12 protein-coding genes are annotated in these 13,204 nt (G+C 69.9%); 2 read left to right on the forward strand and 10 right to left on the reverse strand.

Annotation, left to right across the window (positions count from 1 at the left end):
* Nucleotides 1-154: 154 nt before the first annotated feature.
* From ABZZ22_RS08700 to ABZZ22_RS08720, 5 genes are all read right to left on the reverse strand, one after another.
* On the reverse strand, nt 155-1,321 hold the full coding sequence (locus ABZZ22_RS08700; protein ID WP_354929352.1) for a lipid-transfer protein: 1,167 nt from the start codon (nt 1,319-1,321) through the stop codon (nt 155-157).
* On the reverse strand, nt 1,318-1,695 hold the full coding sequence (locus ABZZ22_RS08705) for a MaoC family dehydratase (RefSeq protein ID WP_354929355.1): 378 nt from the start codon (nt 1,693-1,695) through the stop codon (nt 1,318-1,320). Before ABZZ22_RS08705 ends, ABZZ22_RS08700 begins: the two co-directional genes overlap by 4 nt.
* Nucleotides 1,695-2,102, reverse strand: a complete 408-nt coding sequence (locus tag ABZZ22_RS08710) for an OB-fold domain-containing protein (protein ID WP_354929358.1) — start codon at nt 2,100-2,102, stop codon at nt 1,695-1,697. Before ABZZ22_RS08710 ends, ABZZ22_RS08705 begins: the two co-directional genes overlap by 1 nt.
* On the reverse strand, nt 2,099-2,629 hold the full coding sequence (locus ABZZ22_RS08715) for a MaoC family dehydratase N-terminal domain-containing protein (protein WP_354929361.1): 531 nt from the start codon (nt 2,627-2,629) through the stop codon (nt 2,099-2,101). The genes ABZZ22_RS08710 and ABZZ22_RS08715 overlap by 4 nt, the downstream gene beginning before the upstream one ends.
* A 79-nt stretch (nt 2,630-2,708) precedes the next feature.
* Nucleotides 2,709-4,883, reverse strand: a complete 2,175-nt coding sequence (locus ABZZ22_RS08720; RefSeq protein WP_354929364.1) for an acyl-CoA dehydrogenase — start codon at nt 4,881-4,883, stop codon at nt 2,709-2,711.
* Nucleotides 4,884-4,954: 71 nt separating this feature from the next.
* Between ABZZ22_RS08720 and ABZZ22_RS08725 the strand changes: the two genes are divergently transcribed.
* Complete coding sequence (locus tag ABZZ22_RS08725; protein ID WP_354929367.1) at nt 4,955-6,178, forward strand: alpha/beta hydrolase; 1,224 nt, start codon at nt 4,955-4,957, stop codon at nt 6,176-6,178.
* Between the two features lie 15 nt (nt 6,179-6,193).
* Here ABZZ22_RS08725 and ABZZ22_RS08730 read toward each other — a convergent pair whose 3' ends face one another.
* Complete coding sequence (locus tag ABZZ22_RS08730; RefSeq protein ID WP_354929370.1) at nt 6,194-8,377, reverse strand: acyl-CoA dehydrogenase; 2,184 nt, start codon at nt 8,375-8,377, stop codon at nt 6,194-6,196.
* Between the two features lie 171 nt (nt 8,378-8,548).
* On the opposite strand from ABZZ22_RS08730, the gene ABZZ22_RS08735 reads away from it, so the two are divergent.
* On the forward strand, nt 8,549-9,184 hold the full coding sequence (locus ABZZ22_RS08735; protein ID WP_354929373.1) for a TetR family transcriptional regulator: 636 nt from the start codon (nt 8,549-8,551) through the stop codon (nt 9,182-9,184).
* A 119-nt stretch (nt 9,185-9,303) separates the two neighbouring features.
* On the opposite strand, the gene ABZZ22_RS08740 is transcribed toward ABZZ22_RS08735, so the two are convergent.
* The 4 genes from ABZZ22_RS08740 to ABZZ22_RS08755 form a co-directional block, all read right to left on the reverse strand.
* Nucleotides 9,304-10,182: a hypothetical protein gene (locus tag ABZZ22_RS08740; protein WP_354929376.1), complete on the reverse strand. Its 879-nt coding sequence runs from the start codon at nt 10,180-10,182 to the stop codon at nt 9,304-9,306.
* Complete coding sequence (locus ABZZ22_RS08745; RefSeq protein WP_354929379.1) at nt 10,124-11,335, reverse strand: hypothetical protein; 1,212 nt, start codon at nt 11,333-11,335, stop codon at nt 10,124-10,126. The genes ABZZ22_RS08740 and ABZZ22_RS08745 overlap by 59 nt, the downstream gene beginning before the upstream one ends.
* A gap of 217 nt (nt 11,336-11,552) precedes the next feature.
* On the reverse strand, nt 11,553-12,311 hold the full coding sequence (locus tag ABZZ22_RS08750) for a glucose 1-dehydrogenase (RefSeq protein ID WP_354929382.1): 759 nt from the start codon (nt 12,309-12,311) through the stop codon (nt 11,553-11,555).
* Entirely contained in the window at nt 12,311-13,198 is an 888-nt protein-coding gene (locus ABZZ22_RS08755; protein ID WP_354929385.1) for an SDR family NAD(P)-dependent oxidoreductase, read from the reverse strand. Before ABZZ22_RS08755 ends, ABZZ22_RS08750 begins: the two co-directional genes overlap by 1 nt.
* Between the last annotated feature and the right edge of the window lie 6 nt (nt 13,199-13,204).

Genomic DNA, 13,204 nt, shown 5'->3' on the forward strand with positions numbered 1-13,204 from the left:
AATCGTCTGGCCATGGTTCCTCCTAGGTCGAAGGTTGAATCTTGCTGCAAGATCTTGCAGACAGACCGTAGAGTGATCGACATCACACGTCAACCCATCGGTCCTTGCCGCTGCAAGAGCTTGCGCAAAATTTCAGCGCCTTGCGTCGACCTGATCAGGAGGAGGTGAGCACCAACCCGCTCGTGGGTACGCCTGTACCCGCGGTGACGAGCACATGGGCGGCACCGGTGACCTGGTTCACCGAGGTGCCGCGTACTTGGCGTACGCCTTCGGCGATGCCGTTCATCCCGTGTAGGTAGGCCTCGCCGAGCTGCCCGCCATGGGTGTTGACGGGCAGGCTGCCGCCGAGCTCGATGGCCCCGTCGCGCACGAAGTCCTTCGCCTCTCCCCTGCCGCAGAAGCCGAGCTCCTCGAGCTGCATGAGTACGTAGGGGGTGAAGTGGTCGTAGAGCACTGCCGTGTCGATGTCGGCCGGGGTGAGGCCGGACTGGCGCCACAGATCATTGGCGACCACCCCCATCTCAGGGATGCCGATCTCGTCGCGGTAATACGAGGTCATCACGTACTGGTCGGAGGCGCTGCCCTGGGCTGCCGCGGCGATGTGGACCGGCGGGTTGGGCAGGTCGCGGGCCCGCTCCGGGCTGGTGACGACGATCGCGACGGCGCCGTCGGACTCCTGGCAGCAGTCGAGCAGATGGAGCGGGTCGGCGATCATCCGGGAGGCCTGATGGTCCTCGAGGGTGATCGGCTTCTGGTAGAAGAACGCGGCGGGGTTGGTCGCGGCGTGGCGGCGGTCGGCGACGGCGACGGCGCCGAAGTCCGCGCTGGTCGCGCCGTAGTCGTGCATGTAGCGCCGCGCCTGCATGGCGACCGTCGCCGCGGGGGTCGAGAGCCCGAGCGGATAGGTCCAGGCGTTGTCGATGCCGTTGGTGTTGACCTGCTGGGCGGCCCAGGGCTGCACCTGGCCGAACCGCTGGCCCGAGCGCTCGTTGAAGCCGCGGTAGGCGACCACCACGTCCGCGACACCGGTGGCCACCGCCATCGCGGCCTGCTGGATCGTCGCGCACGCCGCGCCGCCGCCGTAGTTGATCCGCGAGAAGAACCGTAAGGAGCCGAGACCGAGCTCGCGGGCCAGCGCGATCTCGGAGCTGGTGTCCATGGTGAACGTGCTCAGCCCGTCGACGTCGGCCGGGGTGAGCCCGGCGTCCTTCAGGGCGGCTCTGGTCGCCTCGACGGAGAGCTGGAGCTCGGAGCGCCCGGACTCCTTGGAGAACTCGGTCGCGCCTATCCCGACGATCGCGGCCTTCTTGTGCAGGCTCATGCGGCGACCTTCACCGTTCCGGTCACGTGCGCTCCGATCGAGACCGCGCCGGTGACGGCGATCGTGGCGACCCCGTCGGTGACGTCGGTGATCTCGCCCGAGAACGACAGCGTGTCGTAGGGGTAGGCCGGCACGCCCAGCCGGATCGAGATGCCCTTGATCTGCACGTCGGTCCCTGCCCAGTCGGTGACGTAGCGCTCGCACAGCGCCGTCGAGGTCAAGATGTTCATGAAGATGTCCTTCGAGCCGGCCGCCTGGGCACGGTCGCGGTCGTGGTGCACGTCTTGGAAGTCGCGCGTCGCGATCGCCGTCGAGACGACCAGCGTCGGGGTGATCGGGAGCTCCCAGACCGGGATCTCGTCGCCAGCCTTCATCACGGTTTCCTCCTCCAGATCGGGAGCGTCAGCTCCTCGTCGATGACGTTCCAGTCGACGACCAGGCCCTCGCCGATCTTCAGGGCGTTCTCACCCTCCGGCGGCACGCCGGTCACCTCGGCCACCATGCGTACGCCCTCGGGCAGACCCAGCAGCGCCACCACCAGCGGGAGCTCCTTGCCGGGAAGCTTCGGGGCATGGACGACGGTGAACGAGTAGACGGTGCCCTCGCCCCGGGCGACGACATGGCTACGGTCGTACGCCTCGCAGCTCAGGCATGCCGGCCCCGGCGGGTGCCGCAGGGTGCCGCAGGCGTTGCAGCTCTGGATCCGGAGCTCCTGCTTGGCGGTGCCTTCGAAGAAGTACGCGTTGTCGCGGCCGATCACGGGTCGCACGGGGCCGCTCATGAGGCACTCCCCTTCGGGATGAACTTGAGGACACGGAACAGCATGGTCGCGACTCTTTCCTCGCCGACGTACCAGGTGCTCTTCGAGGTCACGAAGTAGCCGACGCCCATGCCGGTGCTCTTCGGGCCGACGACCGAGTCGAGCGCGGTGGTGACACGGACCTGCTCGCCGACGCGGAGGTAGCGGTCGTAGGACTGCTCGGAGTTGGTGCCGAGGACGCCCTTGAAGCCGGCGTCGGTGAGCACGCTCATCATCGCATGGAGAGGATCACGGTCGGGGTGCCGCCCGCCTTGTCCGTACATCGTCCAGACCTGAGCCATCGACGGCGGCGCCTCGCCCTGATGGAAGCGCTCCGACTCCAGGCCCATCGCCTCGAGCCAGTTGTTGATCGTGGGCTGGTTGACCGGGTCGCGGGCGCCGCGCTCCGCCGCCTCGCCCCACGCCTTGATCTCCTCGGCGGCGGCCATGATCTTCTCATGGACGGCCTCGTCCAGCAGGCTGTGCACATCTCGGGGCTCCTCGCTCATCGGGCCACCTCCGTAGCGCGAGCGCCAGAATACGGACGCGGCCCGATGATGGACCCCACGGTCGCTCGCTGACGCTCGCTCATCGCGGCACCCTCGGCATCCCGAGACCGAACATCGCGATCAGCTCGCGCTGGACCTCCTGGACACCGCCGCCGAAGGTGAGCACGAGATTGCGCTTGGCCTGGGCGTCGAGATAGTCGAGCAGGCTCTTCGTGACCGGATCTCCAGGGTCGCCGTGACGGTGCACCAGCGCGATCAGGTCGGCGAGCAGGTGCTGGACCTGGTCGGCGGCGAAGACCTTCGACGCGGACGCGTCCGCGACCTCGATCTCGTCGGCCTCGCCGGCCTTGGCGACCGCCCAGTTGAGGAGCTCGTTGACCCGGAAGACAGCGGTGGTCTTCCCGATCAGCGCGCGTACGTCAGGGCTGTCGGTGACCCCCTGAGACCTCGCCCAGCCGAGGACCCGGTCACGCAGGCCCTCGATCCGTCCGGCGGGGCCGAGCATCACTCGCTCGTGGTTGAGCTGGGTCGTGATCAGCTTCCAGCCCTTGTTCTCCTCCCCCACCAGCATGTCGGCGGGGACCCGGACGTCGTTGAAGTAGGTCGCGTTGACGTGGTGGGATCCGTCGGCGGTGATGATCGGGGTCCAGGAGAAGCCCGGGTCGGTGGTGTCGACGATGAGGATCGAGATGCCCTTGTGCTTGGGGGCGTCCGGGTCGGTGCGTACGGCCAGCCAGATGTAGTCGGCCGCATGGCCGCCGGTGGTCCACAGCTTCTGGCCGTTGACGACGTAGTGGTCGCCGTCCAGCCTTGCCGTCGTGCGGAGCGAGGCGAGGTCGGTGCCCGCCTCGGCCTCGGAGTAGCCGATCGCGAAGTGCACCTCGCCGGCGAGGATCCGGTTGAGGAACATCTCCTTCTGCAAAGGAGTGCCGTAGCGGATCAGCGTCGGGCCGACCGTCTGCAGGGTCACCGCCGGCAGGTGCACGTCGGCGTACTGGGCCTCGTTCGCGAAGATCGTCTGTTCGACCTCGCCGAGTCCGTGGCCGCCGTACTCCTTCGGCCAGCCGACGCCCATCCAGCCGTCGTCGCCCAGCTGCTTGATGAGCTTCTGGTAGGTCGGGCCGTGCCGGTCCCAGGAGCCCTCGGGGCCGGGGTCGCCTGGCTCGTCCTCGTGTGAGAGACCGCTGAAGTAGGCTCTGACCTCGGCTTTCAGGGAACGCTGGGCCTCGGTCAGCTCGAGGTTCTTGGCCTCGTCGGTCTCGACCGGGACGGCGGCGGCCGGCGTGTCGAGCAGGTGGGCGATGTCGGTTCCCCAGGTGGTGAACGCGAGCAGCGGGTAGGTCACGTCCACTCCCATGCCGCCGTGGAGGTGGTGGCAGGTGCGGAAGGCGGATGGCGCCACCTGGCTGGCCCAGTAGGCGGCCACCCTCAGGTCCGTGGCGGAGGAATGTCCGCTGGTCACGGCGGCGACCGCGTTGTCGGCGGCGAGGTCGAGCGTGCGGGAGGCGACGTAGACGTCCGCCATCTGCAGCGCGACCGCCTGGAACTCGGCCAGCGCCCGACCGAACTGCCGCCGCCCGGAGACGTACGCCGCGGTCAGGTCGCGCGCTCCGGCCAGCATCCCGGCACAGGTCACCGCCAGTCCGGCGGTCGTCAGCCCGGTCAGAGCCTCGTAGGCGCCCTCGTCGAGCACCTCGGCCGGGGCGTTCTCGAGCACGAGAGTGTGCTGCGGGACGGTGCTGGACGTGCTCGCCGGGAGCAGGGTCACGCCCTCGGCGGACGGGTCGACGAGCACCACGACGGGCCGCTCCCCCGCCGTCGCGGTGACCAGGAGGAGGGAGGCGTCCACGGCGTAGGTCACGGCGGTCTTGCGTCCCGAGACCGTGCCGTCTCGGAAGGTGGTGGTCGGCACTTCGGGCCGCCCGCGCTCGAGCCAGGCCGGAGTGAGCACCGTCTGACCGGAGGCGACGCCGGGCAGGAACCTGCGCTGCTGCTCGGGGGTGCCGTGACCGGCCAGGGTCAGGGCGCCGACCGCCAGGGTCTCCCATACCGGCACGCGCACCGCCTGGCGTCCGGCCTCGTGCAGCAGCACCGCGATCTCGCCGAGCCCGAAGCCCTCTCCGCCGTATGCCTCCGGCACCGGCAGCGCGGTCAGCCCGGCACTCGCCCAGGCCGACCAGTCACCGCGGTCGGAGTCGCGGGCGAGCACCTCGGTCACCACACTGCGTACCGCATCGAGTGTCTCGTCTCCCATGGACAGAACTGTAACGTGTTCTAGTTTGCATGTCAGCAGTGTGGCCCTCGGTGGCCCACTAACCTCGCATCATGGCCCGACTTCCTCGTGCACACACCGTCCGCCAGGCCGCCCTCGCCGCCCTCGCCGCCAACGCCCTGTGGCCGCCCGTCGACCGGACCGGGCCGCGCGGCGCGATCGGTTCCTTCGCCGCCGGCTGGCTCGCCGGCGACCTGGCTCCGCAGCTGCTGGCGCTCGGCATCGCGGACACCGCAGTCTCGGCCGCCCGGCGCAAGGTTTCGCCGCTCGGGCTCGCGCTCGCGGGCGCTGCCGCCGCCGGCTTCGCGCTCAACGCCTACCGCGCCGGCTCGGCACGCGGCCTTCTCGAGGAGGCGCTCACCCAGACCCTAGGAGCGCCCCCGGGCGAGCGGACGCCGCTCGACCTCGCCCAGCTCGCCCGGCCGTTCCGGATGAAGAACCCGGCGGTCGAGGTGATCCGTGACATCGCGTACGCCGACAGCGACAGCAGCCGCGCCAGGCTCGACGTCTACCGCCCGGCCGGGGTCGAGGTCATCACGGCGCCCGTGCTCTTCCACGTGCATGGTGGCGCCTGGACCTTGGGCTCCAAGGAGCAGCAGGGACAGCTGCTGATGAACCGGATGGCCGCCGCCAACGGCTGGGTCTGCGTGACGATCAACTACCGGCTCGCGCCCAAGCACCGCTGGCCGGCGCAGATCGTCGACGTGAAACGCGCCCTGGCGTGGGTGCACGAGCACATCGCCGACTACGGCGGCGACCCTGACTACGTCATCGCGACGGGCGGTTCGGCGGGCGGTCACCTGGCCGCGCTCGCAGCGCTCACGCCTGGTTTCGCGCCGTTCCAGCCCGGGTTCGAGGACGCGGACACACGGGTCGCCGCCTGCGTACCGTTCTACGGGGTCTACGACGTGGCCGGCGACGACGGGGACCGCTACACCGCCCGGGTGCGCGATGGACTGTGGGCCCAGAAGATCATGCCCGAGGGCGCCACCATCGAGGACTTCCGCCAGGCCTCACCGATCAACCACATCACCGAGGACGCCCCCGACTTCTTCGTGCTCCACGGAGCGCTCGACACGCTGGTCTCCAAGCGCCAGGCCCTCTCCTTCGTCGCTCGGCTGCGCGAGGTGTCGAAGGCGACGGTGACGTACGTCGAGATGCCGGGCGCCCAGCACGCCTTCGACGTCTTCGGCGGCATCCGGGCCCACCACGCCGTGGCGGCGGTCGAGCGCTGGCTGCTGTGGCATCGCGAACGTGCCGGTGCCCGACTCGGCTGAGGGCGGTTCAGCGGTTCAGCGCGGGAGGCCGAGCAGGTGCTCGGCAGCCACGTTGCGGAGCACCTGGGTGGTGCCGCCGGCAATGGAGAGACAACGGGTCAGCTGGGACTGGTGCAGATCCTCGCGCACCTGGGGGTCGTCGGTGAGGGCGAGCGGGCCGAGGAGGTCGACGACGAGCTCAGAGGCGTCCTGACGGTTGCGTACGGTCAGGAGCTTGGCCACCGACGACTCCGCCCCGGGTCCGCGGCCGGCGAGCGCCTTGAGCGTGGAGCGGACACCGAGCAGCGCGCACACCGAGGAGAGCGCGACCGCGTGACCGATCCGGGCGAGATCGGCCTCGCCTCGGCCCGGCGCCAGCGCAACCGCGCGCTCGACACTGCCACCGAGGTTGGTCGAGGCCATCGCGACCCGCTCGTTGGCCAGCGTCGTTCGAGCCAGGCGCCAGCCGCCGTCGACATCACCGACGACGAGCTCGTCGGGCACGAAGACCCCGTCGAGGAAGACCTCGTTGAAGAGCGCGTCCCCGGTCAGCTCGCGCAGCGGGCGGACGTCGATCCCCTCGCTGCCCATGTCGACCAGGAAGTAGGTGATGCCGTACTGTTTCGCGCCCTGGCGCCTGGCCTCCTCCAGGGCGGTGGTGCGCGCCAGGCAGATCGCCCAGTCGGCATCGGCCGCGAGCGAGGTCCACACCTTCTGGCCGGTCAGCCGCCAGCCGCCGCGGTGTCCTGAGCTTGTCGAAGGGTCGACGCGCTCGGCGCGGGTCGCCAGCGAGGCCAGATCGGAGCCGGCGCCGGGCTCGCTGAAGAGCTGGCACCAGGTGATCTCGCCACGCAGCGAAGGCTCGACGAACCGCTCCCGCTGGGCGTCCGTACCGTGCTTCAGGATGGTCGGCACGGCCCATCCGGCGATCTTGATGTCAGGACGGGCGACTCCGGCAGCGGCGAGCTCCTCGTCGATGACGATCTGCTCGACGGGACCGGCACCGAGACCGTACGGAGCGGGCCAGTGCGGCGCGAGGTAGGCCGCGTCGACGAGCGCGTCACGGCGCGATGCCTCGGGGAGGGCGGCGATCGCCGCGACGGCCTCGCGCACCCGGGGGCGCGCCTCCTCGTCCTTGCCGTCGAGGTCGACACGGACCGAGCGACGGATGCCGGCGACGGCGTGTCCGGCCAATGCGACCGCGTGGGCGTCCCCGCCACCGAGGAGGCTGCGCAGGGCGACCGCGCGGCGCAGGTAGAGATGGGCGTCGTGCTCGAAGGTGAAGCCGATGCCCCCGAGGACCTGGATGCAGTCCTGGGCCGCCCGGACCGCTCCGTCCAGCGCGATCACGCCAGCGACCTCGGCAGCGAAATCCCACTGACTGGCGTCACCCGGCTCGGACAGCGCGGTCTCGGCCGAGGCGGCCGCGTCCCAGGCGGTCGCAGCCACCGCCTCCGCGGTCTCCAGCATCTGCGCGCACAGGTGCTTGATCGCCTGGAACGACCCGATCGGCGCGCCGAACTGCTCGCGCACCTTCGCGTACTCCACCGCCGTCGACAGGCACCACTGCGCGATGCCGGAGGCCTCTGCCGCAGCGAGCGTGAGGGCCGTACGCCGCACCGCCTCGCTCCGCAGGCCGGGGACCTCGACCGCCTCGCCGGCATCGATGTCGACTCGCACCTCGGTCACCCGCCTGGTCAGATCAGGACCGGCCTGGGGACGTACGTCCGCTTGCTCCGCGGCCAGGAAGAACCAGCGCTCCTCGCCGTCGCCACCACGAGCGCCGAGCAGCAGGTGGGCCGCTCCCCCGCCGTCGTAGACGACCGGAACGGTGCCCGCGAGCCGATCTCCGAGCTCGAGGACCGGGTCGAGCGCGATCCCGCAGCCGCCGGCGACGACCGCATCGACCATGTCGTCGAGCCCGGCCCCTCCCGCATGAGAGGCGGCGACCGCACTGCCCAGCAACGGGCCTGGGAGCAGCTCGTGGGCGCAGGCCTCGAGAGCGACGGCCGCGTCCAGCAGCGTTCCACCACCACCGTTCGGCTCGGGGGCCGCGATCCCGGCGACGCCGTACGCCTCGACACCGCGCCACACCTCGTCGAAACCAGCAGAGGCGGTGCCCTCCGCGGCACGTGCGATCGCGACGCCGCCCAGCCCCTTGGCCCAGTCGCGCAGGCTCTCACTGAGGGCTTGGTGTTCGTCGGTGATGCCGATCGGCACAGGGACCTCCTACTGTTTCCGCCTGGTTCCGCGGCCTTCAGGAATAGAGACTGATGTAGAACGTGTTACAAGTCTAGACTCACGAAGGAACGTGTTTCACTCTCGGGCGTCGTTGCGGTTAGCCTGAGAGCCACAGATCGAGATCCGGTCATAGTCCTAGGGGGACAACCAGTGACGTCCGTCAGCACGGAGCCACGCGACACCGACGGCCCGAGTCCGGCCACCGCACCCACGGGCGGTTCCGCGGCCCAGCGAGAGCGCCGCCGGCGCATTCTCGACGCCACGATCAGCCTCGCCGCCGAGGGCGGCTTCGACGCGGTGCAGATGCGCGCCGTCGCCGAGCAGGCCGAGGTCGCGCTCGGCACCCTCTACCGCTACTTCCCCTCGAAGATCCACCTGCTGGTCTCGGCGCTGGCGCGCGAGTTCACCAAGGACGTCGACCGCTCCGCCATCCGCGCGACGCCGGGCGAGACCGCCCACGAGCGGATCATGTACGTGCTCAACCGCCGCACCCGCGCCCTGCAGAAGCAGCCCAAGCTCACCGAGGCCCTGGTGCGTGCCTTCATGTTCGCCGACCAGTCGGTGACCGGCGAGATCCACGAGGTCGGCACCAGCCTGACCACCGTCATCGCCCGCGCCATGCACGGCACCCCCGACCACGGCGAGGTCACCGAGGAGGAGGCCGCCATCATCCGGATCATCTCCGACGTATGGCTCTCCGCCCTCATCTCCTGGGTCACCGGCCGCATGGACGAGAAGGACGTCGAGAAGTCGATCGACGTGGCCGTACGCCTCCTGCTGCGCTGACCCGCGCCGAGGCGTCACCCCCACCGACCGAAGCGTCACTCCCGTCGATCGAGTCGGCACGTCGCTGACTTCTCGCGCGTCCTACGTGACGTCTCGGCCGACGTTGGTGACGTCTCGTCCTATTGGCAGTCAGCCGGTATGGCGCGCGAGGACGCTTCCTCAGGCGTCATCGCGCGGTGATCGCACTCGATGCCCCAGATGAGCTCGTAGGGACGGTCCTCGATGAAACCCGTGATGGCGAACGGACGGTCGCCAGGTGCTTCGATCGTCATCGTCTCGCGCTCACCGTGGTCTACGTAGTCGGCTTCGAGCACCCACTGGCAGGTGGGTCCCGCACTGGTCGCCTCGATCGAGATCACCACCGTCTCGCCCTTGGCGAGCGTGATGGCCCCGTCGTCGAAGTACGCCGAGCCGTCAGCGACCGAGAGCAACTGCGGCACCTTCGCGTCGATGGCAGTCTTCAGCGCGATCTTCTGGCTCTCGCCCTGGGGGATGTCGTCGACGAGAACGCCATCCTCCAGCCGTCCCGTGCACGGCCCGGTCCGCTCGGGCCGCAGGTCTGTGATCACGACAGGGTCGCTGTGTCGCCCGACGAGAGTCACCTCCCAGGTGATCCGGCCGGAGGCGTACCACTCGTGCTGCGCCTCCCAGTCGGGATCGTTGACCGAGTTCCGCGCGTCCTCCTGGTTCTCGAACCTCGCCTCAGCCGGATCCGGGATCAGCACGGGCCCGCTCACCGGCTTCCGACGTACGTCCACCACCTTGATGCCGGTGCCCGGCTCGCTCCAGCCGTCGGGCAGGAGGCCGGCGAACATGCTCTGCAGTCCGGAGCTGAAGGTCGCACCCAGCGCGACCAGGATCACGCCCACGACCCAGGTGAGGGGCTTCTTCGCCAGCGAGGTCAGCCGGCCCTGCTCGCCTTTCCGAGGAGCGTCGGTCTCAGCCGACCTCTGCTTCGGCTGCTTCGATTGTTTTGGCCGCTTCGACTGCTTCGCCATCGGTCTGCACTCCTCTCGAGAGTCGGTGGGCGAGGACCACGGCGACACCGGTCAGCCACCCGAAGCAGGCAGCGAACCGAACCCCGTCCGCAGCCGTCTCAAGGGCCCAGTAGAGCGCCGACCCAGCGAACTCCGCCTGCTGAAAGAACGCGCCCTCGAGCAGTCCGACGGCGGCGGCGAGCACCGCCACCAGACCCCAGCACTGCACGACGATGCCGAACGCACCCGGACCACCCTCGGGCGGCCAGCGCGCCACGACCAGGTAGATCGCCAGCCACACCAGCACCACCAGGACGGCCGACGTTACCGCACGCGGCAGCCAGATCGAGGTCTCGAAGCTGCCACCGAGCGCGTACGGATCGTTCGGGGCCGACAAGGTGGCGTGGGCGAACCAGACCAGGCGAACCCAGGCCTGACGCGGGCTGACCTCCGCGCCGTACGGGTCGGCATCCGGGCCGTAGTCCCAGACGAACCCGCCGACGAGCGCCAGCACGAGCGTCGGCAGCGAGCCCCAGGTGGCGATCCGCGCCGCCCGCGCCCGCCCGGCCGATGTCTTGAGCGCTGTCTCGGGCGCTTCCGCCGCCGTGACGGAATCACCGGTTCCGCCATCACCGCGCAGGGCGATCGCTGCGACCGTCGCGAACGCCGAGGCCGCGTACGCCGCGTAGCCCCCGAAGACACCCACCACCAGGCCGAGCCAGATCCCGTCGCCGGGCAGCGCCCAGACGACCGTCGGCAACGACTCCAGGCCACCGCGGATCCCCCGGACCGTCTGGACGACCACGAAGAGGTTCGTCAGCCCACCCGCGAGCACGCTCGCGCACAGCACCCGGCCGGCGACGGCGAAGGCACCCTCGGAGCCGGTCCACAGGCTCGCGTAGACCAGTCCGGCGAGCAGGGCGACGAACACCACCGTCGGCCACCCCGAGGCGGGCGCGACGGGATACCCCTCGACCATCACCGCCGAGCCCCATAGGAACCTGAACCCATCGATCATCCGTCCCAGCACGTCTCCGAACCAGCCGTGGCCACGCGAGCTCCACAGAGCCGAGACGTCGCCGACGTGGACGGGAATCACCAGGACCAGGCTGTAGAGGAACGCGAAGACGCTGAGCACCGCAAGGGTGGCGATCGCGCTGCGCCGTCGAGACAAGTTCTGATCGCCTTCGGTTCGTCCCCGCTGACTGAAACCTTCCTGCGGCAGTATGCCGGAGACCGCCGATCGAATCCGCACCTTTGGCGTGCCGAATCGGTAGTTGTGGGTGACGAAACGGCGGTTTCGTCACCCACGACTACATTCTCAGCGCGCCATTTCTACCGACTCGGCCGGCGTAGGTGACGCCTCGGCCGACGCGGGCGACCTCTCGGCGTCAGCCGCCGTAGGCGTGGGTGGCGGTGGCGCCGCCGTCGATGGCGATCTCGGCGCCGGTGACATAGCTGGACTCGTCGGAGGCCAGGTAGACGTAGAGCGGGGCGATGTCCTCGGGGTGGCCGACGCGCTTGAGGGCGACCTTGGAGGCGCCGAACTCCATGGCGGCGTCGTCGGCGCCGACACCGCGGGTCATCGGGGTGTCGATCATGCCGGGGTGGACGGAGTTGACCCGGATGCCACTCGGGCCGAGCTCGAGGGCGGCGGCCTTGGTCATGCCGCGGATGGCGAACTTGGTGGAGGTGTAGCCGGCGACGAACGCCATCCCGGCCAGGCCCTCGATCGAGGATGCGTTGATGATCGAGCCGCCGCCGTTCTCCTTCATCGTGGAGATCACCGAGCGCATCCCGAGGAAGCAGCCGAGCGTGTTGACCCGCCACAGCAGCTCGAACTCCTCGACCGGCTGGGTCAGGATCTCCCCGAAGCGCAGGATGCCGGCGTTGTTGGCGAGGACGTTGACCGGACCGTACGTCGCGGCCGTCGCGGCCACCAACGCCGTCCAGGACTCCTCCGAGCTGACGTCGTGATGCACGAAGAGCGCGGACTCCCCCAGCGAGTCGGCGAGCAGCTTGCCCGGCTCGTCTGCCACGTCGGCGATCACCACCTTCGCACCCTCGGCCACGAATCCGCGCGCGATCGCGGCGCCCTGCCCCTGCGCACCACCGGTGACGATCGCGATCTTGCCGTCGAGACGTGCCATCACTGCTCCTCTTGGTCCTTCAGCTTCAGCTGCATGATCGAGTCGGCCGAGAAGCCGGCCTCGGGGTCACGGTCGGCGAACCAGCCGCCGACCTGCTTGTCGAGCGAGTCCAGATCCCAGGCCGCGTTGTCGAACCGCTCGGCCACCGTGGGCGGCGCCAGGACGGCGATCATCCCGCCGTAGACGACGAAGACCTGCCCGGTGATCGCGGCAGCGGCCGGGGAGGCGAGGTAGGTGACCAGCGGCGCCACGTGCTCGGCACCGTAGGAGTCGCCCGAGAGCACGCCCTCGGTCATCGCCGTCGCGGCCCGCGGGCAGATGGCGTTGGCGCGTACGCCGGAACGGCCCATCGAGCGGGCGGTCGACATCGTCAGCGCGGTGATCCCGGCCTTCGCGGCCCCGTAGTTGGCCTGTCCCGGCGGGCCGGACAGGAACGCCTCCGAGGAGGTGTTGACCACCGCGGCGTCGACCGGCGCGCCGGTCGACTTGGCGACCGACCGCCAGTGGGCCGAGGCGTTGCGAGTCAGCAGGAAGTGGCCGCGCAGGTGCACGCGCACGACGAGGTCGAACTCCTCGTCGGACATGTTGAAGAGCATCTTGTCGCGGGTGATGCCCGCGTTGTTGACCACGATGTCGAGGCCACCGAGCCCGTCGACGGCCGCAGCCATCATCGCGTCCGCGGTCGCACGCTCGCTCACGTCGCCCGCCGCGATCACCGCCTCGCCGCCGAACCCGCGGATCTCCTCGGCGGCCTCCTCGGCCGCTCCCGGTAGATCGTTGAGCACCACCCGGGCGCCGGCCCGGGCCAGCGCGACTGCTTCCGCCCGCCCCAGACCCGCACCGGATCCGGTGACGATCGCGACCTTCCCACTCAGATCGACGCTCACGTGCCG

Origin of the sequence: Nocardioides sp. NPDC006273, from assembly GCF_040613495.1 — a bacterium.
In the GTDB taxonomy this organism is placed as follows: domain Bacteria; phylum Actinomycetota; class Actinomycetes; order Propionibacteriales; family Nocardioidaceae; genus Nocardioides.

Bases quoted from the DNA above. Each gene is read 5' to 3' on its own strand.
- ABZZ22_RS08715 (WP_354929361.1), bottom strand. From the start codon at position 2,629: ATGAGCGAGGAGCCCCGAGATGTGCACAGCCTGCTGGACGAGGCCGTC.
- ABZZ22_RS08710 (WP_354929358.1), bottom strand. From the start codon at position 2,102: ATGAGCGGCCCCGTGCGACCCGTGATCGGCCGCGACAACGCGTACTTC.
- ABZZ22_RS08720 (WP_354929364.1), bottom strand. From the start codon at position 4,883: ATGGGAGACGAGACACTCGATGCGGTACGCAGTGTGGTGACCGAGGTG.
- ABZZ22_RS08740 (WP_354929376.1), bottom strand. From the start codon at position 10,182: ATGGCGAAGCAGTCGAAGCGGCCAAAACAATCGAAGCAGCCGAAGCAG.
- ABZZ22_RS08750 (WP_354929382.1), bottom strand. From the start codon at position 12,311: ATGGCACGTCTCGACGGCAAGATCGCGATCGTCACCGGTGGTGCGCAG.
- ABZZ22_RS08700 (WP_354929352.1), bottom strand. From the start codon at position 1,321: ATGAGCCTGCACAAGAAGGCCGCGATCGTCGGGATAGGCGCGACCGAG.
- ABZZ22_RS08705 (WP_354929355.1), bottom strand. From the start codon at position 1,695: ATGAAGGCTGGCGACGAGATCCCGGTCTGGGAGCTCCCGATCACCCCG.
- ABZZ22_RS08725 (WP_354929367.1), top strand. From the start codon at position 4,955: ATGGCCCGACTTCCTCGTGCACACACCGTCCGCCAGGCCGCCCTCGCC.